This window comes from Sphingomonas sp. CFBP 13603, from assembly GCF_014892665.1.
Taxonomy (GTDB): Bacteria; Pseudomonadota; Alphaproteobacteria; order Sphingomonadales; family Sphingomonadaceae; genus Sphingomonas.
In genome coordinates this window covers 1-24,578 of sequence record NZ_JADBIA010000011.1, presented here as the reverse complement: position 1 = coordinate 24,578, position 24,578 = coordinate 1, and the positions used below count along the sequence as shown (strand labels likewise).

Below are 24,578 nucleotides of genomic sequence, written 5' to 3'. Positions count from 1 at the left end.
CATCTCGTGCTGGCGGGGCGTGCAGACTGGGCGGCTTTCAAGATTGCCCCAATCTGGTTGCGTTGGCGATGACCTGGATCAGTGTGGGGCGCAGGAAAGGGAGCAGCCACGCGGCGCGTTCGCTTTCGGCGATGTGACGGACGAGGCCGGCGATACCGATCGGGCGGGCGAGGCGGCTGGCGAAATCCTCCTGCCATGACGCTGCGGCGGCGGGGCCACCTTTGTCATAGGCGCGCGCGGCTGCGACGCCGCTGGCGAGTGCGATACCCATGCCTTCGCCGGCGAGCGAGGGGATCACGCCGGCCTGATCGCCGAGCCGGAAGAGCGCGCCGGCACCGGTGCGCTGGCGCCAGCCGTAAGGGACGTTGGCGATCGCATCGATCTGTGCGCTCGGGTCGATCAACGCGACCCATTCGCCGAGTGCGGGCATCTCTCGGCCGAGGGCTTCGAGCAGTTGCGCGGGGGAACCTGCCGCCTGGAGCCGCGAGCGGTGCACGGCCATGCAGAGGTTCGCGGTGCCATCCTCCTGCATCGCCAGACCGGCATAGCCGCGGTCGAACAGGTGAAGCTCGATGCCGCCGGCGAGCGCTTTGCTAAGCGCAGGCGAAGGCGTGATCCGAACGCGGATCCCCAGCGTCGGGTCGAGACCGCGTGCCTCCTCGGGGCGCGCCATCCCGCGAACGTCGTGCTTGCCGCTGGCCAGAAACAGCGCATCGGCCGCGATCGTCGCGCCGTCCGCAAGTCGTGCGCTCGTCGCGTCGATCTCGCGCACGGTGACACCGCGCTCGACCGGCGTGCCCAGCCGTTCGGCCTCTGCCAGCAGCACGGTATCGAGCCGGTGGCGCGTCACCGAGACCGCCGGATGGGGCAGGGCGGCTTCGGCGCGGCGATTGGCCGCGAAAATGCGCGCGCGCGTCACCCGCTCGGGGTTCAACGTATCCGGATCGATCCCGAGCCCGCCGAGCGTCTCCAGCGTCCGCCAACTGAGGAACCCGCCGCAGATCGCATCACCGGTCTCGCGCGATCGCTCGACAAGCAGATGCGGCAGGCCGGCACGTGCCAACCGAATCGCGGTCGCGGCGCCGGCAAGCCCGCCGCCGACGATCAGCGCAGGCGTTCGACGCATAACCGGAACGGAAAGACGCGGCGGACCTTCGCCTCGGTGATGCCGGCCTCGGCCAGCAGCGGCGGCCATTCGTCGGGGCGATAGCTGCGTGCGATCGACAACGTGCCGTCGTGGCGCACGATCGGATGCCAGCGCGCGATCGTCGCGAGGACGGGGAAACCCCAGTGCGCGAAGCCGTGGCGGTGGAGGTCGTTGACGAACCACCCCGCGCTCGCATGGTCCTCCATGAACCGCAGGAACGCGATCAGCTGGTCGTGGCTCATGTGATGCGCGACGAGGCTGCTGACGATCACGTCCCACGGCTCATACGCGAGGTCGGCATAGTCGCCCGTGACGTAGCGGATGTCGCCGCCATGCGCCCGCGCCGCCTGTTCGCTGCGCGGGTTGAGATCGACCCCGACCAGCTCCGCCTCGATACCCTTCGCCTTCGCCCAATTTGCGATCCGGCGCAGCATGTCGCCATCGCCGAACCCGACGTCGAGCAGTCGGAAGCTTTTCCGCCCCGCAATCGCCCGCGCGAGAAAGTCGAGCGTCGGCCGACGCGCCATCGTCACCGTGTTGACCGTGGCGAGATCGCCGACCACGTCCGCATAGGTGGCCGCGTCGAGGTCGTCGGCGTCCATCAGCTCTTCGGCCTGGCTGCGAACCGCGAGGCTCATGCCGCGCTCCGGAATCCGAAGCCCTCCGCCGCTAGGCCGGGCCCGAACGCGAGTGCCACGCCGTGCTCAACCCGCGGCCCTGCGAGCAGTCGCTCGAACACGAACATCAGCGTCGCCGACGACATGTTGCCGTTCTCCGACAGCACCTGACGCGACGCGGCGAGTGCATCCGGTTTCAGATCGAGCGAATGCTCTACCGCGTCGAGGATCGATCGACCGCCGGCATGCACCGCCCACGCGTCGATCTCGTTCGGCTTTCGCCCGTCGCTGACGATATCGCGGAACGCCGCATCGGACAGCGCGGTGGCGATCCGTCCGGGAACCTCGCCCGACAGATGCATCGCGAACCCCGCATCGGTGACGTCCCAGCGGATCAGGGCCTCGCTGTCGGCCAGCGTCGCGGCGAACGGCGTGTCGAGCGCGAACCCGGTGGCGTCCGCCGTCACCAGCGCCGCCGCAGCACCATCGCCGAACTGGAGCATCGCCAGCAGCGATTCGAGTTCGCTCGCGGGTTGCAGGTGCAGCGTGGAGAGTTCGACGGTCACGACCAGCACGCGCGCCTGTGGCTCGGATCGGACGATGTGGCGGGCGCTGCGCAACGCGACGACCGCGGCATAGCAGCCCATGAAGCCGATCAGCAGCCGCTCGACGCTGGACGCGAGGCCAAGCCGCCGCGCGATGATCTGGTCGATGCCGGGCGCGACGAAGCCGGTGCAACTCGCCACCACGAGATGCGTGATGCCCTCGACCGCGATCTTGTCGCGCAGCGCCTCGATCGCGCGGATCGCCAGATCGGGGGCGTGCTCGGCATATAGCGTCATGCGGGCGGCCGTTCCCGGATGCGGCTCGACTGCGTAGAAGCCGGCATCGTCGATCGGCGAACCCCCGTTCGCGGTCGGCGGCAGCACCGACCAGCGATGCGCGATACCCGATCGCGCCGCCATCCGGTCGAACACGCGTTCCGCGCGGGCATCGACCCGCGTACGCGCCCAGCCAATGAAGGCGGTGTGGATATCATGACCGGGAACTGCGGAACCGACGGCATTCAGATAAGCGGACACGATACCCTTTCGCATGCGATCGAGCCCTAACGCACCACCCGATCAAACGGCCTGCGTCTGACCACGGGGGAATCGATCCGGCATCGAACGGGGTGTCTGTAAACGATGGGGACCGCCGATGACATCGTTTCGGCATCGCTGGCGTCCCGGAACGGTTCGCGCCCGATATCGGCGATCGAGCCGAATTCCGAATCTGTCAAATATACGAACTGCGTTTTCAAGAGGTCGACCTGGAATGAGCAATATCGAAACCATAATGGATTGATTTAATCGATCGGTATTGGATCGATTAAGGGAAATATAGTCCGCGATGTGCATTCGATCTTCATATGGTTACCGATTTTTGCAGGTTTGGGTTGAATTTGCGGTGCGGTAGTCGACAATGACGGTGCGTCGGACCTGTTCGTCCGTACGTCCGGTCGGTTCGGTTGGCGACGTGCGATAGCGGCTACAGGCTGCGGGCATCGTTTTTCGGCTGGGTGTCGGGTGTAACAACGGGGGCAAGGGGAGCCTTGAGTGAAAAACGAGTCCGTCGTCGAGTTGATCAAGGATCTGACCGCGAAGCTGTCGGCGGTCGCCGAAGAGTTCAATGGACGAGTCGCGCAAGCCGCGGAGCCAGTACCGGTCGGCGATGAGCCAAGCGACGACGCGCTCATCGAACATGCCACCCTGGTGCTCGCGGAGCGACGGATGCGCCGCAAGTTCCTCCCAGCAGAACTGTTTCACGAGCCCGCCTGGGACATGCTCCTCGCGTTGTTCGCATCGCGCGACGATCGGATGCCGATGAACATCAAGGCGCTGGTCAGCATGTCCGACGCGCCTGTCACCACCTCGCAGCGCTGGATCGAGCATCTCCACAAGCTGAAACTGATCGACCGCGTCATCGATCCAACCGATCGGCGACGGATCGAGGTTTCGCTCAGCCATGTCGGCGACCAGGCCATGAAATCCTACCTGCGCGCGCTGCTCACGCGATAACCACTGGGATTTTCGCCAACGTCTGCGTTCGCGTCGTTGCCGGAAGTATGCCGAGGAATGCGATAGAATTGGCATCATGATCCGTTATGGTTCTTTGTTATAACTTAAATACGCCGTTTCGGATGTTGTTGTATTAAGTATCAAAATGCAGCCGAAAAAGTCCGTTTTGAGTTGGTAGTATTTGATTAAGTGGCGGTGGACAATTTGGTCTCGATCAAAGGATTGGGACAAAATTGGTTCGTCGTATGTCAGGATGTGCAGGAGAAAACGGCGCGCTTCGGTGCGCTCGCGTGGCTTTGCGCCTCGCCTGCATGATCGGGACTGCGATGTCGCAATCCATCCCGGCGCAGACGTTTTCGGATCCCGCTACGGGGACGCCCGCCGGTACGCCGATCGTCAACACCGCGGCGCTTCGCTACGATCTTGGCGGGACGACGGGATCGACCACGTCGAACACCGTCTCGATCATCGTCGCCGAGCGGCTGGACGTCGCGCTGGTGCGCGATGGGCAGGGCGCGATCGTCGTAACGCCGCGCCCGCTCGCGATCCCCTTCACGCTGACCAACCGCGACAATGGCAACGAATCGTTCGTGCTGGCAGCCAGCGTGTCGCCGGGTGCGGTCGCGTTGCAGGCGCTGGTGATCGATGCCGATGGCGACGGCATCTACGATCCGGCCAAGGATAGCGCGCCGGTCGACGGCAGGACGCCGCCGCTCTCGCCCGGCCAGTCGATCAAGCTGCTGGCGATCGTCGTCGCCCCGGCCGGCACCGCTACGGCGAATGCCACGCTGACCGTCACCGCACGCTCGACGACGGGGTCGGGCCAGACCGGCAGCGCCTATGCCGGCATGGGCGATGGCGGCGGCGATGCGGTGGTCGGGCGGACCGGCGCGATCGCCACCGTTGCGGTCCCGCTCGGCACCGCGCTTGCCGGCCCGGCGCTGTTCAAGAGCCAGTCGGTGCGGGCCGCGGACGGATCGCAGAACGCCGTACGCGACGCGGTCATCACCTACACGCTCGAAGCGCGCTTCAGCGATGCCGTCACGGGCGCGCGCATCGTCGATCCGATTCCCGACGGCACCGTCTTCGTCCCCGGCAGCCTCATGCTCGACGGCGCCGCGCTGACCGATGGCGCGGATGGCGACGCGGGGCGCTTCGAAGCGCCCGGCGCGCAGGCGGGCGCTACCCCGCGCGGCGGGATCGCCGTCGCGCTCGGCCAGGTCGCCGCGGCCTCGGTCCACACCGTCCAGTTCAAGACCAAGATCCAATGACCAGACATCTCAAGAGGAGCACGTTCATGATCACACGCCCGATGATTGCCATCGTTCTCGCAGCCACCACTGGCACGGTGTCCGCCGCGGCGGGTCCGTTGCAGGTTACCAGCAGCATCCTGGTCGAGAGCCGCAGCGCCGCGGCCGACGGCACCACGCGCGTCGCGTTGGTCAAGCCGTCGAAGGTGACGCCGGGCGACAAGGTGATCTTCGTCCTCGCCTATCGCAACACGGGTGCGCAGCCGCTCGCCAACGTCGTGCTGGCCAACCCGTTGCCGCGTCAGATTTCCTACCGCTCGGCCAATCCCGGTTCGCCCGCACCCGACGTGTCGGTCGACGGCAAGACTTTCGGTTCGCTTGATTCCCTGCGCGTCCGCAGCCTCGACGGCAGCACGCGCGCGGCGAGCCCCAACGATGTCACCAGCGTCCGGTGGCGCCTCGCGAGTCCGATTCCGGCCGGCGCGCAAGGCCAGTTCGCGTTCCAGGCCGTCCTGAAATGATCCCGTTCTCTCACTCTCCCCAAAACTAAACACACCGCAGAAGGAAGACTTAGAAATGCATGCAACAGGGGTAATACGCACGTTGCTGGCCGGAACGGCCGCCATCGTGTCGATCGGTACTGCCAACGCACAGGCGCCGGGTCCGGCGGGTACCGCCGCGGGTACCACGATCACCAACACCGCGCAGGCGAGCTACACCGTCAACGGCGTGCAGCAGACCGCGGCATCGAACGCAGCGACGTTCGTGGTCGATCGCAAGGTCAACCTGACCGTCGTCCCGGCGACGCAGAACAACACGCAGGTTTCGGTCGGCCAGCCCAATGCCGTCGTCGCGTTCCAGCTGACCAACAACACCAACGGTACGCAGGACTTCCTGCTGTCGGCGAGCCAGACGCCGATCCAGGGGCTGTTCACGGGCGATAACTTCGACGTGAGCAACATCCGGATCTTCGTCGATTCGAACGGCAACGGCACGTATGACGTCGGCGTCGATACCGCGACCTATATCAACGAACTCGGCGCCGATCAGACCGCGACGGTGTTCATCGTCGGCGACGTGCCGAACCAGCAGACCGCCGCGCTTGCCGGCATCACGCTGATCGCGCAGGTCGCAGCGGGCGGCAATGCCGCGGCGCAGGGCACGGCGCTGACGCCGAGCATCCTCGCCAACGACGACAACGCGATCGATATCGTCTTTGCCGACAATGATTCGGACGGTCTCGGCGCCGACATTGCCTATAACGGGCAAGGGCGCGCTTCGCTCGGCTACGAGATCACGACGCGCAACGTCGCGCTGACCGTGACCAAGTCGTCGGTGGTGGTCTCCGATCCGGTATCGGGCGTGCTGCTGCCCAAGGCGATTCCGGGCGCGGTCGTGCAATATTGCCTGGTGGTCAACAATGCGACGCTGCTGGTGCCGGCGAACAACGTCAATTTGACCGATATCGTCCCCACCAACACGACCTATGTGCCGGGTTCGATCACGATCGGTGGCCTCGGCGTCGGCGGCGCCTGCGTACTGAACGGCTTCCCGGCGAACGACGACGGTTCGGCGATCCCGCTCACCCCCTTCACCGGTTCGTACGATGCCGGGACGAAACGGGTGACCGCGACCATCCCGACCCTGCTCGGGGGTACGTCGGTCGCGGCAAGCTTCCGCGTGACGATCAACTAAACCCGCCCCTCGCGAACAAGGAACGACCGATCCCGGCGCGTGGCGACACGTGCCGGGAGAGGACCCTTCATGCCCAGCTTCCGCCGCCTTCCGCGCCTCGGCGCACCCCTTTTGGGAGCCCTGTTGGGGCTTGCCGTCGGCACCATGCCGTCGGCAGCGCAGACGGGTACTCCCACGGGCCGTATCCAGAACACCGCAACCCTGTCGTTCGACGATACGGGTAGCGACTCCGGGGTACGCACGGTGCCGTCCAACATGGTTTCGCTCGACGTGAATCGGGCCAAGCGTCCGACCACGCTCACATTCCATCTGCCGCCGCCCAATTACGAGCTCAAGGGCGCGACGTGTCAGACCTCCCCCAGTTTCCAGTTCACCCCCGCGCCGATCGACGCCGAGACCTTCGCGAAATCGCCTTGGGTGGCGGCGATCGATATCTATGCCGACATGCTCCTGGTGCTCGACAACCAGGCTGGCAATCATGATCCCGACGTGCGCGAGACGTCGATCATCAACGTCGACGTCGGTACGCTCCACACGACATTGGCGCTGACCGAGACCGCGGTCGACAGCGGCATCTTCGCCGGCGGGATCCCTGCGACCGCGACCGGCAAACACCCCGAGTTGCAGGCCTGCGACGTCCGCAACATGCGCGGCGCGACGATCAAGCTGAGCTTCGTCGAGGACGGCTACAGTCTCGCCTCGATGGCGTCGCTGCTGATCGATCCGGCGGGCTACACGTTCGATTCACGCACCGGCGCGCTGGTCGACGGCACGACCGTGTCGCTGGTCGACGAGAGCGGCCAGCCGGCGACCGTGTTCGGCGACGACGGCGTCAGCCGCTATCCCTCGACGGTCGTAACGGGCGAGGCCGTCACCGACGCCAGCGGGCGCATCTATCCGGGCGAGACCGGGCGCTATCGCTTTCCGTTGTCCGCGCCGGGCCGGTATTTCCTGAAAGTCGCACCGCCCGGCACCTATACCGCGCCGTCGACCGTCGACCGCGCCACGCTGGCCGCGTTGAAGGACCCACAGGGCAGGCCGTTCATCCTCAACGACACGAGTTTCGGCGGCGCGCTGACGCTATCGACGCCCGAGCCTTTTTCCGCCGACATTCCGCTGGATAGCCCCGGCGCGGGCACGCTGCTGCTGACCAAGGTCGCCTCCGTCCGCGAAGCCTCGCCAGGCGATTTCGTCCAGTATCTGTTGCGCATCACCAACCGGGATTCGATCGCCGCGCGGGGTCTGCACGTCGCCGATACCTTGCCCAGGGGCCTGCGCTACGAACGTAATTCCGCGCGCGGCGGCGACGAGCCGACCGTGTCGACCGACGGTCGTAGCCTCGACTTCGCGATTCCGGTGCTCGCCGCCGGCGCCACTGCAGAGCTGAAATACGTCGTCAGCATCGCGCCTGGTGCACCCACCGGCGAGGCGCTCAATCGCGCGCGTGTTGCGGGGCAGGGTTCCATCACCAGCAACGAAGCCGCCGCCTCGGTGCGTCTGCGTCCGCTGCTGTTCACCGACGCGATGACGATCATCGGCCGCGTGACCGAGGGGAATTGCGGCGATCCGGTCGACAAGCGCAAGGGCGTGCCCGGAATCCGCCTGCTGATGGAGGACGGCACCTTCGTCGTCACTGATCGCGACGGCCTGTACCATTTCGAAGGCGTCCGCGCCGGCCGTCACATCGTCCAGATCGACACCGCGAGCATCCCCGCGACGCACGCGCCGGTCGCCTGCGACATCGACACGCGCCAGGCCAACAGCCCGATCTCGCGCTTCGTCGAGGGCGATGGCGGGCTCCTGAAGCGCGTCGATTTCCAGCTGAAGCCGACTGGCATCGCTGCCGTCGCCGATGCCGGCCTCCCTGTCGCGATTGCCGACGACGCCACCGCCGCGGGCAACCGCGACTGGCTAGGCGCTGGGCAGGCCGCGGGGGTCGACTGGCTGTTCCCAAGCGCCGACTACAACCCGCGCGCACCGATTTCTCGCGCGGTCATCAAGCACCTGCCCGGCCAGCGCGTCGCGCTGATGATCAACGGCAAGCAGGTCGAGCCGCTCGCGTTCGACGGCACCGACGCGCGCGACGGCAGCCCCGTGGCGGTGTCGCGCTGGTCGGGTATCCCACTGGTCGACGGCGACAATCATCTCGGCGCGCGCATCCTCGCCGCGGACGGCAGCGTCGTGAAGGTCCTCGATCGCGTGGTGCATTTCTCGGGTGCGCCGGTCCGCGCGGTGTTCGATGCCGCGAGCAGCCGCCTCGTCGCCGATGGCCTGACCCGTCCGTTGATCGCGGTGCGCGTGACCGACAAGACCGGCCGCCCGGTCCGCGCGGGCACGCTCGTCCCGTTCACCGTCGACCAGCCCTATACCGCCGCCGTCGAGGCCGAACTCGAACAGGGCCGCCAGCTTGCGGGCCGCGAACGCTCGGCGACCACCGCGCGCGTCGTCGGCGACGACGGCCTTGCCTTCATCGCGCTCCAGCCGACCACTCAGGCCGGCGCGGTCCATGCGATCGTCTCGCTGACCGAGGACAAGCTGGTCCACACGCACGAGATTCGCGCCTGGCTGGCCGCGTCCGCGAAGGACTGGGTCGTGGTCGGCTTCGGCGCGGGTTCGCTCGGCTACGACATGCTCAGCAAGCGCCAGTCGGGCCTGCCCAGGTCGCAGCGTAACAGCGTCGTCACCGACGGCCAGCTCGCCTTCTACGCCAAGGGTCGCGTCAAGGGTTCGTGGCTTGCGACGATCGCCTATGACAGCGATCGCAAATACGATCCGCAGCGCGGGCTGCTCGGCACGATCGACCCCGACCGCTACTACACCGTGTACGGCGACGGCTCGCGCCAGGGCTATGACGCCGCCACCCGCCGGAAGCTGTATCTGCGGCTCGAGCGTCGCGAATTCTATGCGCTGTTCGGCGATTTCGAGACCGGCTTCACCGACACGCAGCTGACCCGCTACAACCGCACGCTGAACGGCGTGAAGGCCGCCTATGAGGGCAAGCGGATCCGCGCGACCGGGTTCGCCGCCAACACCGACACGCTGTATTCGCGCGACGAAATACAGGGCAACGGCCTGTCCGGCCCGTACCGGCTGTCGGGACGCAACATCGTGCCGAACAGCGACAAGCTGCGGATCGAGACGCGCGATCGCTTCCGCTCCGAACTGATCGTCGCGACCACCGAGCTGACGCGGCATATCGACTACGACATCGACACGTCGATGGGCACGGTCCGCTTCCGCCAGCCGATCCTCAGCCGTGATTCGAACCTGAATCCGATCTTCATCGTCGCCGACTACGAGGTCGAGGGCGGCAAGTCGGCCAAGCTCGCCGCCGCTGCCCGCGTCGCGACCAAGTTGGCCAACGGTCGCGTCGAAGTCGGTGCGGCGGTGATCCGCGACGAGACGGTCGGCAGGGCCACCGTCGTCGGCGCCGACATCAAGGCGCGCGTGACCGCCAACACCGAACTGCGCGGCGAGATCGCCAAGGGCGGACGCCTCGGGCTTGGGCAGGGCCTAGCCTACCTCGCCGAAGTCGATCATCACGGTTCGAAGCTCGATCTGCTCGCTTACGCCCGCCAGCAGGATACCGCGTTCGGTGTCGGCCAGCAGAACCTCGTCGAGGCGGGTACGCGGAAGTTCGGGCTCGACGGCCGCGTGCGGCTGACCGATCGGCTCAGCATCACCGGTGTCGCCTGGCACCAGCAGCAGCTCGACAGCGCCGGCACGCGCACTGCCGCCGACGCGCGCCTCGAATATCGCCGCGACTCCGGCACGATCTTCGTCGGCGGCCAGTACGCGTCGGACAAGGGCATGGACGGCCGCAACCGCGACAGCCGCCTGCTCACCCTCGGTGGCAGCCAGGCGCTGTTCGGCAATGCGGTGACGATCACCGCCCAGACCCAGTTCGCGCCCGGTGGCGACAGCGACAGTGTCGACTTCCCGGTCCGCCACCAAGTGCAGCTCGCCTACCGGATCACGCCCGGCATCCGCCTGATCGGCGGGTACGAGATCGCCAAGGGCGACGGCTATGTCGCGCATACCAAGCAGTTCGGCGTCGACGTCGCCCCCTGGACCGGCGCCAAGCTGATGAGCACGCTGAACCAGCAGGCGATCGGCGAGAACGGCGCGCGCACCTACGCGCAATACGGCCTCAGCCAGTCGGTGCCGCTCGGCAAGCACTGGACCATCGATGGCACGCTCGACGCCAGCAACACGCTGAAGGGGCAGATCCCCGATGGTGCGGTGGTCAACGCGTTCCAGCCCGTCACCTCGGGCGGCTATGTCGGGCAGGACCAGACCAACGGCGACTATGCGGCGGCCACGCTCGGCGCGACCTATCGCCAGGCGCGCTGGTCGGTGAACGGGCGGCTCGAATACCGCAACGCCGACAGCGGCGATCGCTGGGGGATCACGACCAACTTCCTGCGCACGCTGGGGCAGGGCAAGACGCTCGCGTCGAGCATCAAGGCGTACACGATCAAGGACAAGACCGGCGCGGTCGCGACCTATGCCACCGCCGACGTCGCGCTCGCGTTCCGCCCGCTCGACAGCCGCTGGTCGCTGCTCGAACGCCTCGAATTGCGGCACGAGAGCGCGGACTCGGGGTTCTCGGACTCCAACGCGCTCGGCGTGCCCGCCTACGGCGGCGGCGATCAGGTGACGACGCGGGCGATCAACAACCTCGCGGTCAACTATCGCACCGGACCCGAAGGGCTTGGCCACGGCACCGAGGCGACGCTCTATTACGGTGCGAAATACGTCGCCGGGCGTTTCGCCGACGATACGTATGATGGTTATATCGACGTCACCGGGTTCGAACTGCGCCAGGATATCGGCACGCGGATCGACGTCGGCGTGAGCGGATCGGTCCAGCATGCGTGGTCGCGCGGCGCCTGGTCGTGGAGCGGTGGGCCGTCGGTCGGCGTGTCGCCCGCGCAGAACATGTGGATCACCGCCGGCTACAACGTCTCGGGCTACCGCGACCGTGATTTCGAGGACGACCGCTACACGCGGCAGGGGCCGTTCGTCACGATGCGGCTGAAGTTCGACCAGACGACGCTCGGTGGCGCCACGCGTGCGCTGTTCGGTGGTCGACGTTAATTACAGGGAGAAAGATATATGCCGATGCCGAGCCAGCCCACACCCATGCCGCTGCCGCGCGACTTTACCGATCACGGCCCATGCGTCGAAGACCTCGCACGCGAGTTCGCCAAACAGGACGCCGCAACCAGCGAGGCGCTGATCGAGACGCTGGCGACGCAGGCGATCCGGCAATGGCGGCTCGACGACGCGACGTTCTGGCAACGGGTGAAGTTCCAGGCGCGTATGATTCGTGCGCAGACCGGGGCAGGGGCGCCGGTGGGACGGCACTAAATTCAGATCCTCCCTCCCGCTTTGGGGGATCCTAGCGCGCCGCCTATTTCTCGTCGGTGGTGAGCTTCACCTTGTTGGGCAGCTTCTTCCCCTTGGTCCGGCGCGAGGGCAGCTGGACCGGGTTCTTCTTCTTCCACTGCGCAAAGGTCATCGGGCCCTCGGGGGTCTCGATGATCGTGTCGTCTATCGAACTCATGCAATACCTCCGCCAAGCCCAACGCATCACATGCCAAGGGGGACCCTCGAAGGGGGTGTTTACTCGATCTGTAAAAAATGGTGCGGCCAAGAAGACTCGAACTTCCACGGGCTTTCGCCCACAACGACCTCAACGTTGCGCGTCTACCAGTTCCGCCATGGCCGCCCATGAAACATCACCGGGCGGACCCGGCATCTGGTAGGCGAGCGCCACTAGCAAGGCTTTGAACGCTACGCAACGCCCTTTGCGAAAAAGCGTTCGTCCGGTACCGCAAACGATGCCCGCAGCACTTCTATCCCCCGATACGCGGGCCGGTCTGAGCGCCGAAACGCAGCGCATTCTCGCGCTCGCGTGGCCGGTGATGCTGACCAGCCTCAACTGGACGATCCTGCACGTCACCGACGTGATCGTCGTCGGGCTGGTCGGCGCGCACGAGGTAGCGGCGCTGGGGGCGAGCCGGTCGCTGACGTTCATCGCGATCGTCACCGGGCTCGCATGGCTGTCGGGCGTGCTCGTCCACACCGCGCGCGCCGACGGGGCGGGGGACCTGCCGCGGACCGGGCAGGTGCTTCGCGAAGGGCTCGTGCTGGGATTGCTGCTCGGGCTCGTCGTAGGTGTCGTGATGTTCGCGTTCGCGGACGTCATGCTCGCCGGGATCGGTGTCGCGCCTGCGCTGGTCGCGCCGGCAGGACGGGTCGTGCGGGTGATGGCGTTCACCTATCCGCCGCAGCTGATGATCGTCGCCGCCAGCTTCTTCCTGGAGGGCGTCAGCCGGCCGCGCCGCGTCGCAGTAGTGAATTTGTCGATCCTGCCGCTCAACGCGGTGCTGGCGTGGGCGATGTCGGGCGGTCATCTCGGGTTGCCGGCAATGGGGGCGGTCGGGGCGGCAACCGCCACCGCGATCGCGTCGGGATTGGGGGCGGTTGGGATGATCGCGGCGGCGCTGACCTTGCCGCGCGCCAAGGAGCGTGGCGTTCGGCGTATCGACCTGGCCGCATGGCGTGGCGTGCCGGCGGGAATCGCTGCGCTGGCGGTGTTCGGGATCGTGCCCGCCGTTGCGTCCGGTCTTGAGCTTGCCGGCTTCTCGATCCTGATCGCACTGTCGACGCAGTTCGGCGACGACGTCGCGCACGCGTTCCAGATCGTGTTCTCGGTCCACAACGTCACGTTCGGGTTGGCGCTTGGGCTTGGGTCGGCGTGTGGCGTCCGTGTCGGCAATGCGGTGGGCGAGGGTGATCCGAAAGCGGGCATCTCGCGCGCGCTGATCGCGACCGGGCTGTCAATGCTCGCGCTGGGTGTGTGCGGGATCGTGCTGATCGTCGCGCGCGGGCCGATCGTCGCGGCGTTTCCAGCCGATGCCGCAACGCATGCGGTCGCGCTGGCGATGCTGCCGGTGTGGGCGCCGTTCATCCTGTTCGACGGCGCGCAGGTGGTGCTGGTTTACGCACTCCGCTCGCTCGTCGATCAGGTCGTCGCGGGCGTGAACAGCATCGCCGCATATTTCATCGTTACCGGTGGCGCGGGCTGGTGGATGGTTCGCGCCGGGGTGGGGCCGATGGCACTGGTCTATGCCTCCGGGCTCGGGATGCTGACGGCCGCGCTGTTGCACGGCGCGCGGTTCTGGATCGTGAGCCGGCGTTTGCAGCGCGCCTAGCGGCTTGCCTCGCCTGCAAAGCTCAACTCGAGACGCTTCGAGTTCGCCGGGACGTTCAGCGTCGCCGAGTTGAAGTCGATCGCACCACCCGGCGCCAGCGTCCGCTGCTGCGGGGTGATCGTCCAGCTATAGACCAGCCGCCCCTGCGCATCGCGGAGTTCGGCGCGGATGTCGGGCACGCGCTGGCGCTGGTCGGACGGATTGGTTACCTGGCCACTGACCGCGAACAGCTCGGAGCCGTTGTCGAGTTCGCGCCGCTCGATCGGATTGTCGCGCAGCCGCAGCGGAGTCTCGTCCGTGCCCAGGCCAAGGCCGAGTTTGGCCACGACGCCCGGCGCGCCGAGATAGACGATCGATCCGACCGCGATCAGCATCAGCAATCCGGCGAGCACGGCCGCGACCGTCCACCACCGCGCCGTATTGCGCCGCGCCTTGAACGGCGGTCGCTCGGCAAAGGCGTCATATTTCACGACCGGATCGGCGGACACCGACGCGTGCGTTGCAGATAGGGGGGCTGCAGAGACGGGTTCGGGCGCAGCTGGAACATACACCGGCGGAGCAGGCGTAACCGGAATAGCCGGTGTGAAGCGCTCGGTCGGCGTCGCGATCGGCGGGCGCGCCAGCGGAGCGAGCGGCGGCGGCATGGGCGCGAGCAGCGTCGGCTCGGGGATCTCCAGCGCGTCCTCGACCAGCGGTGCGGGCGCCTGGAACCAGCTGTGCTTGCAATTGGCGCAGCGCACGGTGCGCCCCTCGGTCCCGATCGCGCTGTCGGGAACCAGATAGCGCGTGCTGCACTCGGGACATTGGAGGATCATGGATGCGCTTCACCAGCGGCCGCTGGAGCGCGACCGGTCTTGTGCCGAATAAGCACGCTGCCCGCATAGGTGGCAAGCTTGAAGCGGCGCGCGCTTTCATGGCAAAGCGCCGATACGGGCATCAAGCGGGCGAAAGCGGGCGCAACCACGTCATGGCGAATATCGTCCAATTCGAAAATGTAGGGCTTCGCTACGGCACCGAGTCAGACTCGGGGCCCGACGCCGGGCCGGAGACGCTGTCGGACCTCAGCTTCACGCTGCGTAGCGGTGCGTTCTATTTCCTGACCGGCGCGAGCGGCGCGGGGAAGACCTCGTTGCTCAAGCTGCTGTATCTCGCGCAGCGTCCGACGCGCGGCGTGATCCGGCTGTTCGGCGAGGACGCGGTGGTGCTGTCGCGCGACCGGCTGCCCGGGTTCCGGCGGCGGATCGGCGTGGTGTTCCAGGATTTCCGGCTCGTCCCGCATCTGTCGACCTGGGACAATATCGCGCTGCCGTTGCGCGTGGCGGGGATGCCCGAGGCGGATATCGAGCAACCGGTGCGCGAGATGCTCGCCTGGGTCGGGCTCGGCGACCGCGCCGATGCGCGACCCGCGACGCTGTCTGGCGGCGAGCAACAGCGCGTCGCGATCGCGCGTGCCGTCATCGCACGCCCCGAAATCCTGGTCGCGGACGAGCCGACCGGCAATGTCGATCCCGACATGGCCGAGCGGCTGCTGCACCTGTTCGAATCGCTCAACAAGCTGGGGACGACCGTGGTGGTCGCGACGCACGACTTCCACCTGCTCGGCCGGATACCCGGCGCACAGATGATGCGGCTCGATCGCGGGCGATTGCTCGATCCGACCGGTTCGCTGCGCTATCCACCGACGCGGCCCGAATGATGAGTCGCGCCATCAAAGCCCGGTCGTCGGCCGAACGCCGGGTGCTCGACGAAGCCGGCGGCCTGCGCGCGATGACGTGGGTGATGGCGATCATGCTGTTCCTGACGATGCTCGCCGCCGCCCTTGGACTGGCGACCTCGGGTGCGGCGCGGTTGCTCGATCGGCAGTTGGCGGGGCGGTTGACGGTGCAGGTCGTCGATGGCGATCCCGTGCGGCGTGACGCCGTCGCGGCGCGCGTGCTGGCGGCGCTGCGGACGATGCCGGCGGTCGCGACGGCGACGCCGGTCGATCGCGCCGAACTTACGCGGCTGCTGCAACCCTGGCTCGGGTCCGATGGCGCGGACCCGCAATTGCCGGTGCCGGCGATGATCGATGTTGATCTGGCGGACCAAGACGAGGCCGCTGCCCTGCGCGTAGCGACTGCCGTGCGTCGCCTGAGCCCGATCGTCCGCGTCGACCGCCACGAAAGCTGGATGTCGCCGGTCAACGACGTGATGCGCTCGCTGACGTTCCTCGCGCTGGCGCTGGTCCTGCTGATGGCGAGCGCGACCGCCGCGGTCGTCGTGCTCGCAGCGCGCGCGGGGCTCCAGACGCATCACGCGACGATCGCGGTGATGCACATGCTCGGCTCGACCGATTTGCAGGTCGCGCGGTTGTTCCAGCGGCGGATCGCGCTCGATGCGACGATCGGTGGTGTCGGGGGCGGCGTCACGGCGTTGCTGGTGATCGCGTTCATTGGCATCCGGTTGCACGGGCTGGGCTCGGAACTGCTCGGCGGCGTGACTCTCGGCGGGGTCGATTGGGTGCTGCTCGCGATGCTCCCGGTCGCGTTCGTCGTCCTGGCCACGCTCGCCGCCCGCGTGACGATCGTCCGCGCGCTGAGGCATATCCTGTGATCGTGCGGTTCCTCGGCATCTTGGGTCTCGCCTGGGCATTCGGGTTCGCGGTGTTCATGCTGCTGCTGCCCAAGCCGCTCGACGGCTTCACCTCGGATGCGATCGTCGTGCCGACCGGTGGGGCAGGGCGGATCGACCGCGGCATCGCGCTGCTCCGCGATCACCAGGCGAAGCGGATGCTGGTGACCGGCGTCGCGCCGGGGGTGCGGCCGATCGATCTCGCACTGGAATATCGGACGTCGCCCGCGTTGTTCGCGTGCTGCATCGATCTCGGTGCCGATGCGGTCGATACGCGCTCGAACGCGGAGGAGACCGCGCAGTGGGTGCGCGTGCACAAATACCGCTCGGTGCGGCTGGTGACGTCGGACTGGCACGTCGCGCGCGCGCGAATGGAGCTGGCGGCGGCGCTCGACAAGAATGTCGTGATCCTCGGCGACGGTGTGCAGGGCACGCCGCGGCTCGGGACCTTGATCAACGAATATAACAAGTTGATCCTTCGCCGGATCGCGTTGTGGATTGGATATGGCGGATGATCTGGCTGCGTAACTGGGCGTTCATGCTCGTTTTCTACACGATCTCGGTGCCGATCGTGGTGACCGTGCCGATCTCGGCGCTGTTCGGCTCCCGCGCGGTGATCGTGCATTCGACGATCTGGACGCGCTTCCATCGCTGGTGCGCGCGCGTGATCCTCGGCGTGCACATCCGCGTGGAGGGGACACGGCCGACCGAACCGGCGTTTTATGCGTGCAAGCATCAGGCGATGTTCGAGACGCTCGAATTGCAGGCGTTGCTCGACGGCCCCGCGATCGTTTTGAAGCGCGAACTCGCGGATATCCCGGCCTGGGGCTGGGCAGCGCGGCGCTACGGCGCGATCGTCGTCGACCGCGAGGCGTCGGCGACGGCGATGCGGAGCATGATGCGCGAAGCGACCGCGGCGAAGGCGACTGGGAGATCGATCCTGATCTTTCCGGAAGGGACGCGGGTGTCACCCGGCGAGCATCCGCCGCTGAAGCCAGGGTTCGCCGGGCTGTACCGTGCGCTGAAGATGCCGACGGTGCCGATCGCGTGCGACAGCGGGCTGGTGTGGCCGAAAAAGGGGCCGAAACTGCCGGGGGTGATCACCTTCCGGTTTGGCGAGGTGGTGCCGCCGGGTTTGCCGCGGGAAGAGGCGGAGCAGCGGGTTCATGCGGCGATGAACGCGCTGGACTAGACGAAGCAGACGACCACCCCGGCGAAGGCCGGGGCCCAATTGGGGGACAATACTGACGGGCGCTGCGTGTCGTTACTCCAGCCTACCCAATTGGGCCCCGGCCTTCGCCGGGGTGGTGCCGTTTAGGTAGAGCGGCGCACCTCCTTACCCGTGCGTACGCCCAAAATCCTGGACGTCATCGTCCTGCCCCTGCTCGACGATGCTCCGGCGGATCGCCCGGGTCCTCGTGAACAGGTCGAACAGCGCATCGCCGTCGCCCCAGCGGATCGCCCGCTGGAGGTGGCTCAGGTCCTCCGAGAAGCGCTGGAGCATTTCCAGCACCGCCTCGCGGTTGTTGAGGAAGATGTCGCGCCACATGGTCGGGTCCGACGCCGCGATCCGCGTGAAATCGCGAAAACCACCGGCGGAGTATTTGATGACCTCCGACTGCGTCACTTCCTCCAGGTCGCCCGCAGTGCCGACGATCGTGTAGGCGATCAGATGCGGCAGATGGCTGGTGACGGCGAGGACGCGGTCGTGATGCTCGGGCGCCATCGTCTCGACCTGCGCACCGAGCCGTCGCCAGAATTCTGAGACACGCTCGACCGCGACCGGGTCGGCGCCCTCGGGGGGCGTGACGATGCACCAGCGGTGACGGAACAGCGTCGCAAAGCCGGCTTCGGGGCCGCTCCGCTCGGTGCCCGCGACCGGGTGCGCAGGGATGACGGTCGCGTTGGGCAGAGCTTCAGTCAGCGCGCGGACGATCTCGGCCTTGCAGCTGCCGACGTCACTGACGATCGCATCCGCGGGGAGTTCGGCCGCGAACTCGGCGGCGACCTCGCCCATGATCCCGACCGGCACGCACAGGATCACGAGGTCGGCGTCGATCACCGCTGCGCCGGCTGAGTCCGCGACGTCGTCGCAGAACTGCAGCCGGTCGGCGGCTTCGCGCACGGTCGCGTCGGCATCGTAGCCGGTGACGCGAACCGTCGGCATCGTCGCCTGCACCGCGCGCGCCACCGACGAGCCGATCAGTCCCAGCCCGATGATCGTGACGCGCGCGAACGGCAGCATCAGGCGGCTTCGACTAGGTTGCGCAGCGCCGCGGTGACGCCGCGCGTTTCCGCCTCGGTGCCGATCGTGATGCGCAGTGCGTTGGGCAGGCCCTGGCCGGGCAGCCAGCGGACGATGTAGCCCGCGTCCATCAGGCCGTGATACGCGGCGTCGGCAGTCAGCTTGCCCTCGAACAGCACGAGCACGAAGTTCGCCTTCGACGGCACGGCACGAAGCCCGGCATTGCCCATCTGCGCGATCTGCTCGACGAACCAGCCGCGCCACGTGTCGTTATGCGCGCGCGTCGCGTCGACGAAATCGGTGTCGCCGATCGCGGCGACCGCGGCGGCCTGGCCTGCGGTGGTGACGTTGAAGGGTGCGCGGATGCGGTGCATCGCGTCGATGATCGGCGCGCAGGCATAGCCCCAGCCGATCCGCTCCGCCGCCAGCCCGTGGATCTTCGAGAAGGTCCGCGTGACCAGCACGTTCGCCTCGGTCATCGCCAGCGCAAGGCCGGCATCGTCCTCCTCGGGCGACAGATATTCAGCATAGGCCTGGTCGAGCACGAGTAGCACCGACTTCGGCAGCCCGGCATGCAGCCGCGCGATTTCCGCGCGCGGCGTGAACGTGCCAGTCGGGTTGTTCGGGTTGGCGACGAAGACGACACGCGTACGCTCGGTGACGGCGGCGACGATCGCGTCGACATCGGTCGCATAGTCGCGGTCGTCGACGATGACGGGCTCGGCGCCGACGCGACGCGTGGCGATCTCGTACACCGCGAATCCGTAGCGGACGTGGATGATTTCGTCGCCTGGGCCGGCATAGGCGCCCGCGACCAGATGCAGGATCTCGTCGGAGCCCGTGCCGTAGATCACGCGCGCCGGATCGAGGTCGTAATGCGCCGCCAGCGCCTCGCGCAGTTCCGCCGCGCCCGCATCCGGATAGCGCTCCAGCGTGCGGTCGGCGGCGTCGAATGCGGCCTTCGCAGCGGGGCTGGTGCCGAGCGGGTTCTCGTTCGACGACAGCTTGATCACCGTGCGGCCGTCATCGGTCGTCGAGCGACCGGGCGTGTACGGCGCGATCCCCAGGATCCAGGGCTTCGGCGCGGGTGCGGGCATGATGTTTGTCATGGCGCGGGGCATAGCGGGCGGTGTGGCGCGGTGGCAAATCTTTGTGCGTGGCAAGGACGGAGTTGACGATCCTCCCCCGCAAGGGGGAGGTGGCGCTGAAGGCGACGGAGGGGGAGGGTGACGCAACAGCTGTTTTCCTTACCTCCCCCTCCGTCTGGCAAGGGCCAGCCACCTCCCCCTTGCGGGGGAGGATCGAGGAAGCGGCGCTGGCATGACGGTGTCCCCCTATGGTAGCGCGCGGCATGCTCGACACGCCTGCCATCGACCCCGGGACCGGCCACGACACCGACCAGCGCTTCGGTCTCGCGCGGCGCGTCACGTTGCCGGGGCCGCTCAGGCTCGATGGCGGCGTGCTGCTGTCGCCAGTGGATATTGCGTACGAGACCTACGGGACGCTTAACGCCGATGCGTCGAACGCCGTCCTGATCTGCCACGCGCTGACCGGCGACCAGCACGTCGCCTCGCACCACCCGCGTACCGGCAAGCCCGGCTGGTGGACGCGCATGGTCGGCCAAGGCAAGCCGATCGACCCTGCGCGGCACTTCATCGTCTGCGCCAACGTGCTCGGCAGCTGCATGGGCACCTCGGGACCCGCGACGATCAACCCGGCAACCGGACGGCCATGGGCGATGGGCTTCCCGGTCATCACGATCCGGGACATGGTGCGCGCGCAGGCGATGCTGCTCGATCATCTCGGCGTCGGCGTGCTCCACGCTGTGGTCGGCGGATCAATGGGCGGGATGCAGGCGCTGAGCTGGCCCGCCACCTTCCCCGAGCGGGTGAAGGCGTGTGTCGTGATCGCCTCGACCGCGCGTCATACTGCGCAGAACATCGCGTTCCACGAGGTCGGGCGGCAGGCGGTTATGGCCGATCCGAACTGGCGTGGCGGCGAGTATCACGATGACGCCGCGCCGACCGCTGGGCTCGCGGTCGCACGCATGGCCGCGCACATCACATACTTATCGGAAGCCGGGCTGACCGAGAAGTTCGGGCGTCGGCTTCAGGCGCGCGACGCGAAGTCGTTCGGGTTCGACGCGGATTTTCAGGTCGAGAGCTATCTGCGCCACCAGGGACTCGCCTTCACCGACCGGTTCGATGCGAACTCCTACCTCTACATCACGCGCGCAATGGATTATTTCGACTTGGTCGAGGAGCATGGCGGGCTGCTCGCCAATGCGTTTCGCGCGACCAAATCGCGGTTCTGTCTCGTTAGTTTCGACACCGACTGGCTTTATCCGACTGCCGAGTCGCGCGCTATCGTCCAGGCACTCAACGCAGCCGGTGCCCCGGTCAGCTTCGTCGAACTGTCGAGCCCGTATGGCCATGACGCGTTCCTGCTGGAGGCGCCGGACCTGAACCGGGTCGTCGACGGCTTCCTGAGGGCCGGCCGATGACGATCATCCTGTCCGACGACGCGAGCAAATTGCAGGTCGACCGAATCCACGGCTGGCTCGCGAGCAGTTACTGGTCGCCGGGGATCGAGCGCGGTCTGGTCGAACGCGCGATCGCCGGGTCGCATTGTCTCGGCGCGTACGAGAGCGAGCAGCAGGTCGGCTTTGCGCGAATGATTACGGATCACGCGACGTTTGCGTGGCTGGCGGACGTATGGGTCGACGAGTCCGTGCGTGGGCAGGGGCTCGGGCGGCAGATGGTGAGCTGGTTCCTGGAGCATCCGTCGTTTGCTGGGTTGCGCAGGTTCGGCCTCGTCACCGCCGACGCGCACGGCGTGTATGCGGACCTTGGTTTCCATCCGCTGGTTCGTGCCGATCGCTACATGGAGAGGCTCGCACCGGGCCTCGCCGAGCAATTGCGGAGTGCGCCATGACGCCCCCTGAGACATTGCGGACCGACCTCGCCGTCATTGCCGAGAACGTCGCGCAGGGTAGTCGCGTGCTCGACATCGGTTGCGGCGATGGCGCGTTGATGGCCGCACTCCGCGACACGCGCGATGTCGATGCACGCGGGCTGGAGATTGACGCGCACAACGTGGCGTCGGCGGTCGCCCGCGGGCTGTCGGTGATTCAGGGCGATGCGGATATCGACCTTGCCGGCTATCCCGACGCCAGCTTCGACTACGCGATCCTCAGCCAGACGTTGCAGACCGCCCGCGCGCCCGATCTGGTGTTGGATCACCTGCTGCGGATCGGCCGGCGCGCGTTCGTCAGCTTCCCGAATTTCGCGCACTGGCGCGTGCGGCTGTCGCTCCTCTGGGGCGGGCGAATGCCGGTGACCCGGCAGTTGCCCGAGAGCTGGTACGACACGCCGAACATCCACCACGTCACGATCGACGATTTCCGCGCCTTCGTGAAAACACGCGGGATTACCGTTGAGGATGCGTGGTTTTTGTCGGGCGACAAGCGCACCGGCGCGGGCGGTGCCAACCTGCTCGCCGAGCACGCGGTGTTCCTGCTGCGACGGTAATCGGCTGCGACGGTAATCGATTGCAGGAATTTGCGGGATTCAGGCCATATCGGGACAAGCGGTTGATCTAAATCACCGATTTGGCGGAACCGATCAGCGGGCGACTGGTTACTTCGCCGATGACCAAGACCGCCCTCATTGTCGAAGACGAAATCTTCGTCGCGCTCGACCTCGAGAGAATCCTCATGGATGCCGGCTACGGCGTCGCGGGGATCGCGGCGGACCGCGATAGCGCGATCGCGGCGGCACCGGGGTGCAACTTCGCGTTCGTCGACATCAATCTACGCGACGGACCGACCGGGCCTGAGATCGCCAAGCGTATGGCGCAGGATTACGGCGTCAAGGTCGTGTTCGTGACCGCCAACCCCGCGCAGATCGGCGATGCGGAGCGCCTTGGGTACATTCGCAAGCCATTCAGCGACGCGGCGATCCTGGCCGCGGCCGCGCTGGCCTGCAACGACGATCCGATCGCCCATGACGACGTCATTCGCGTGGTCAGCGGCTGAACGCAGCCTTCGGGATCGTCAGGTCGACGATCAGGCCATCGTCGTTCCAAATCCGGTTCACGCTACCGCCCAGCTGACGCACGGCGCTCATTTCTATTAGCTGCGTACCAAAACCTGCTGGCGTCGTCGGCTTGGCGACGGACGGGCCACCCTGTTCGCACCAGTTCAAACTCACCGTGTCGTCGTTCGCCGAGACGGTGATCCGTACCGTACCGAGTTCGGTCGCAAGCGCGCCGTACTTCGTCGCGTTGGTGGCAAGCTCGTGGAACAGCAAGGCGAGCGGCGTGGCCGAGCGATCGTCAATCTGAACGTCGTCGCCGGTGACGCTGAGACGTGCGCCGTCGATCCGCTGATACGGTTCGAACAATTCCTGCAACAGGCCGTGCAGGCTGTTCTGCGCGGCGGCCGGACGCGAGTTCGCGCTGTGCGGGCGGACGAAGTCGTGCGCGCGGCCAAGCGCGTTGATCCGGTGGCGCAAGTCCGTCGCGATCCCCGCGAACTCCGGCTTGCCCCGCGCGGAAAACGCGATCAGTCCGGCGATCACCGCGAAGATGTTCTTGATCCGGTGGCTCAGCTCCTGGCTGATGATCTCGCGCTCTTCATAAGCAAGCTTTTGTTCGTGGATGTCGGTGCACGTCCCGAACCAGCGCGTGATCGCACCGTTTTCGTCGCGTACCGGCAGCGCACGGCCGAGCACCCAGCGGTAGGTGCCGTCGAAATGCCGCAGCCGATATTCGATGTTGTAGGGCTCGCCGGTGTCGAGCGACTGGCGCCAGATCGCCCAAGCGCGATCCTGATCGTCGGGATGGAACATGTCGTTCCAGCCTTCGCCATCGGTCGTTCCCGCGGGAGCACCGGTGAACTCGTACCAGCGTGCGTTATAGTAATCGTGGAAGCCGTCGGGCAGCGTCGACCACACCATCTGTGGCATGGTGTCAGCGAGCGTGCGGAACTTGAGGTCGCTCGCTTCCAGCGTACGCCGCGCCTCGGCCTCTGCCATCGCCTGTTCGCGCGCGGAGCGGCGGTCGTCGAGCCGGCCCATCGCTGCCTTGGCGAGCAATGTGAGGCCATCGCGCTGGAACCGGGTCAGGCCTTCGCGAGGCGCGCTCGCTAAAACGCAGAGCGCCCCCAGCGGCACGCCCTCGCTGGAGACGAGCGGCGCGCCGGCGTAGAAGCGCACATACGGCTCGCCCGTCACCAGCGGATTGTCGACGAAACGCGGGTCGGCCTGCGCGTCGGGCACTTCCATCACCTCGTGATGGTGCATGGCATGCGCACAGAACGACATGCTGCGCGGCGTCTGCTCTAGGTCGAAGCCGGTCCGCGCCAGGAAACGCTGATATTCCTCCTCGACCAGGCTCAGCAACGCGACCGGGGCGCCGCAAAGCTCGGCTGCGAACGCCACGATATCGTCGAGCTGGCCCTTCGCGCGCGCACCGGCGACGTCGTAGGCCGAGATCACGCGGGAGCGCTCGGCCTCGTCGAACGTGGCGGTCTTGGGAACGGAATACAGCGTCGTCACAGAGATCAGAACGGCACGTCGTCGTCGAGATCGTCCGAGAAGCCGCCGGTCTGGCCGAAGCTGCCGCCGCGTGCGCCGCCACCGCTACCGCCACCCGAGGGTGCGCTGCCGCCACGACCACCGCCGCCGCCGCCGTAACCGCCGCCGCCGCCCGACGAACCACCGCCGAAGTC

The 24,578-nt window shown here is 67.0% G+C and carries 23 protein-coding genes and 1 tRNA gene; 15 read left to right on the top strand and 9 right to left on the bottom strand.

Annotation, left to right across the window (positions count from 1 at the left end; translation table 11 throughout):
• Window positions 1-37: 37 nt before the first annotated feature.
• From IFR23_RS15590 to IFR23_RS15580, 3 genes are read right to left on the bottom strand one after another with little or no spacing between them, the layout of a single operon-like run.
• The gene (locus IFR23_RS15590; RefSeq protein ID WP_192976691.1) at window positions 38-1,126 is read right to left on the bottom strand and encodes an NAD(P)/FAD-dependent oxidoreductase; all 1,089 of its coding nucleotides are present in this window, start codon (window positions 1,124-1,126) and stop codon (window positions 38-40) included.
• Entirely contained in the window at window positions 1,105-1,785 is a 681-nt protein-coding gene (locus IFR23_RS15585) for a methyltransferase domain-containing protein (protein ID WP_192976690.1), read from the bottom strand. Before IFR23_RS15585 ends, IFR23_RS15590 begins: the two co-directional genes overlap by 22 nt.
• On the bottom strand, window positions 1,782-2,861 hold the full coding sequence (locus IFR23_RS15580) for a type III polyketide synthase (protein WP_192976689.1): 1,080 nt from the start codon (window positions 2,859-2,861) through the stop codon (window positions 1,782-1,784). The genes IFR23_RS15585 and IFR23_RS15580 overlap by 4 nt, the downstream gene beginning before the upstream one ends.
• Window positions 2,862-3,362: 501 nt before the next feature.
• On the opposite strand from IFR23_RS15580, the gene IFR23_RS15575 reads away from it, so the two are divergent.
• From IFR23_RS15575 to IFR23_RS15550, 6 genes are all read left to right on the top strand, one after another.
• Window positions 3,363-3,824, top strand: coding sequence for a hypothetical protein (locus IFR23_RS15575; protein WP_192976688.1), 462 nt, complete (start codon window positions 3,363-3,365; stop codon window positions 3,822-3,824).
• Between the two features lie 326 nt (window positions 3,825-4,150).
• Entirely contained in the window at window positions 4,151-5,095 is a 945-nt protein-coding gene (locus IFR23_RS15570; protein WP_192976687.1) for a hypothetical protein, read from the top strand.
• 26 nt (window positions 5,096-5,121) lie between these two features.
• Window positions 5,122-5,595 carry a DUF11 domain-containing protein gene (locus tag IFR23_RS15565; RefSeq protein ID WP_192238399.1) on the top strand — a complete coding sequence of 158 codons (474 nt, stop codon included), beginning with the start codon at window positions 5,122-5,124 and terminating at the stop codon, window positions 5,593-5,595.
• 55 nt (window positions 5,596-5,650) lie between these two features.
• Window positions 5,651-6,769, top strand: a complete 1,119-nt coding sequence (locus IFR23_RS15560) for a DUF11 domain-containing protein (RefSeq protein WP_192976686.1) — start codon at window positions 5,651-5,653, stop codon at window positions 6,767-6,769.
• Between the two features lie 69 nt (window positions 6,770-6,838).
• Complete coding sequence (locus tag IFR23_RS15555) at window positions 6,839-11,869, top strand: DUF11 domain-containing protein (protein ID WP_244655728.1); 5,031 nt, start codon at window positions 6,839-6,841, stop codon at window positions 11,867-11,869.
• 18 nt (window positions 11,870-11,887) lie between these two features.
• Entirely contained in the window at window positions 11,888-12,142 is a 255-nt protein-coding gene (locus IFR23_RS15550; protein WP_192976685.1) for a hypothetical protein, read from the top strand.
• A gap of 43 nt (window positions 12,143-12,185) precedes the next feature.
• Here the strand turns inward: IFR23_RS15550 and IFR23_RS15545 are convergent, their stop codons facing one another.
• Window positions 12,186-12,338, bottom strand: a complete 153-nt coding sequence (locus IFR23_RS15545; protein WP_175518116.1) for a hypothetical protein — start codon at window positions 12,336-12,338, stop codon at window positions 12,186-12,188.
• A 78-nt stretch (window positions 12,339-12,416) separates the two neighbouring features.
• Window positions 12,417-12,503: transfer RNA gene (locus IFR23_RS15540), tRNA-Leu, on the bottom strand.
• A 112-nt stretch (window positions 12,504-12,615) separates the two neighbouring features.
• Here IFR23_RS15540 and IFR23_RS15535 point away from each other — a divergent pair.
• Window positions 12,616-13,992 (top strand): MATE family efflux transporter, encoded by a 1,377-nt coding sequence (locus IFR23_RS15535; protein ID WP_244655727.1) that lies wholly within the window; start codon window positions 12,616-12,618, stop codon window positions 13,990-13,992.
• On the opposite strand, the gene IFR23_RS15530 is transcribed toward IFR23_RS15535, so the two are convergent.
• A complete protein-coding gene (locus tag IFR23_RS15530; protein WP_192976684.1) occupies window positions 13,989-14,807 on the bottom strand; it encodes an MJ0042-type zinc finger domain-containing protein in 819 nt (272 codons plus the stop codon). The two genes, IFR23_RS15535 and IFR23_RS15530, sit on opposite strands and share 4 nt — an antisense overlap.
• Before the next feature lie 152 nt (window positions 14,808-14,959).
• On the opposite strand from IFR23_RS15530, the gene ftsE reads away from it, so the two are divergent.
• Genes ftsE through IFR23_RS15510 form a run of 4 tightly spaced genes read left to right on the top strand, consistent with a single transcriptional unit; the run spans window position 14,960 to window position 17,794 of the window.
• A complete protein-coding gene (gene ftsE / locus IFR23_RS15525) occupies window positions 14,960-15,688 on the top strand; it encodes a cell division ATP-binding protein FtsE (RefSeq protein ID WP_056054749.1) in 729 nt (242 codons plus the stop codon).
• On the top strand, window positions 15,685-16,584 hold the full coding sequence (locus tag IFR23_RS15520) for a cell division protein FtsX (RefSeq protein ID WP_342344978.1): 900 nt from the start codon (window positions 15,685-15,687) through the stop codon (window positions 16,582-16,584). Before ftsE ends, IFR23_RS15520 begins: the two co-directional genes overlap by 4 nt.
• Window positions 16,581-17,117, top strand: coding sequence for an ElyC/SanA/YdcF family protein (locus IFR23_RS15515; RefSeq protein ID WP_192976683.1), 537 nt, complete (start codon window positions 16,581-16,583; stop codon window positions 17,115-17,117). The genes IFR23_RS15520 and IFR23_RS15515 overlap by 4 nt, the downstream gene beginning before the upstream one ends.
• Window positions 17,114-17,794 carry a lysophospholipid acyltransferase family protein gene (locus IFR23_RS15510; RefSeq protein WP_121904886.1) on the top strand — a complete coding sequence of 227 codons (681 nt, stop codon included), beginning with the start codon at window positions 17,114-17,116 and terminating at the stop codon, window positions 17,792-17,794. Before IFR23_RS15515 ends, IFR23_RS15510 begins: the two co-directional genes overlap by 4 nt.
• 144 nt (window positions 17,795-17,938) lie before the next feature.
• Here IFR23_RS15510 and IFR23_RS15505 read toward each other — a convergent pair whose 3' ends face one another.
• Window positions 17,939-18,847 carry a prephenate/arogenate dehydrogenase family protein gene (locus tag IFR23_RS15505; protein WP_056064181.1) on the bottom strand — a complete coding sequence of 303 codons (909 nt, stop codon included), beginning with the start codon at window positions 18,845-18,847 and terminating at the stop codon, window positions 17,939-17,941.
• A complete protein-coding gene (gene hisC, locus IFR23_RS15500) occupies window positions 18,847-19,944 on the bottom strand; it encodes a histidinol-phosphate transaminase (protein WP_192976803.1) in 1,098 nt (365 codons plus the stop codon). The genes IFR23_RS15505 and hisC overlap by 1 nt, the downstream gene beginning before the upstream one ends.
• Before the next feature lie 254 nt (window positions 19,945-20,198).
• On the opposite strand from hisC, the gene metX reads away from it, so the two are divergent.
• From metX to IFR23_RS15480, 4 genes are all read left to right on the top strand, one after another.
• Window positions 20,199-21,350, top strand: coding sequence for a homoserine O-acetyltransferase MetX (metX, locus tag IFR23_RS15495; protein WP_197978485.1), 1,152 nt, complete (start codon window positions 20,199-20,201; stop codon window positions 21,348-21,350).
• Entirely contained in the window at window positions 21,347-21,781 is a 435-nt protein-coding gene (locus IFR23_RS15490; protein ID WP_192976681.1) for a GNAT family N-acetyltransferase, read from the top strand. Before metX ends, IFR23_RS15490 begins: the two co-directional genes overlap by 4 nt.
• Window positions 21,778-22,377, top strand: coding sequence for a methionine biosynthesis protein MetW (metW, locus tag IFR23_RS15485; RefSeq protein WP_192238391.1), 600 nt, complete (start codon window positions 21,778-21,780; stop codon window positions 22,375-22,377). Before IFR23_RS15490 ends, metW begins: the two co-directional genes overlap by 4 nt.
• A gap of 119 nt (window positions 22,378-22,496) precedes the next feature.
• The gene (locus IFR23_RS15480) at window positions 22,497-22,883 is read left to right on the top strand and encodes a response regulator (protein WP_192976680.1); all 387 of its coding nucleotides are present in this window, start codon (window positions 22,497-22,499) and stop codon (window positions 22,881-22,883) included.
• Here the strand turns inward: IFR23_RS15480 and IFR23_RS15475 are convergent.
• Window positions 22,873-24,405, bottom strand: coding sequence for a sensor histidine kinase (locus IFR23_RS15475; RefSeq protein WP_446740920.1), 1,533 nt, complete (start codon window positions 24,403-24,405; stop codon window positions 22,873-22,875). The genes IFR23_RS15480 and IFR23_RS15475 overlap by 11 nt on opposite strands.
• Between the last annotated feature and the right edge of the window lie 173 nt (window positions 24,406-24,578).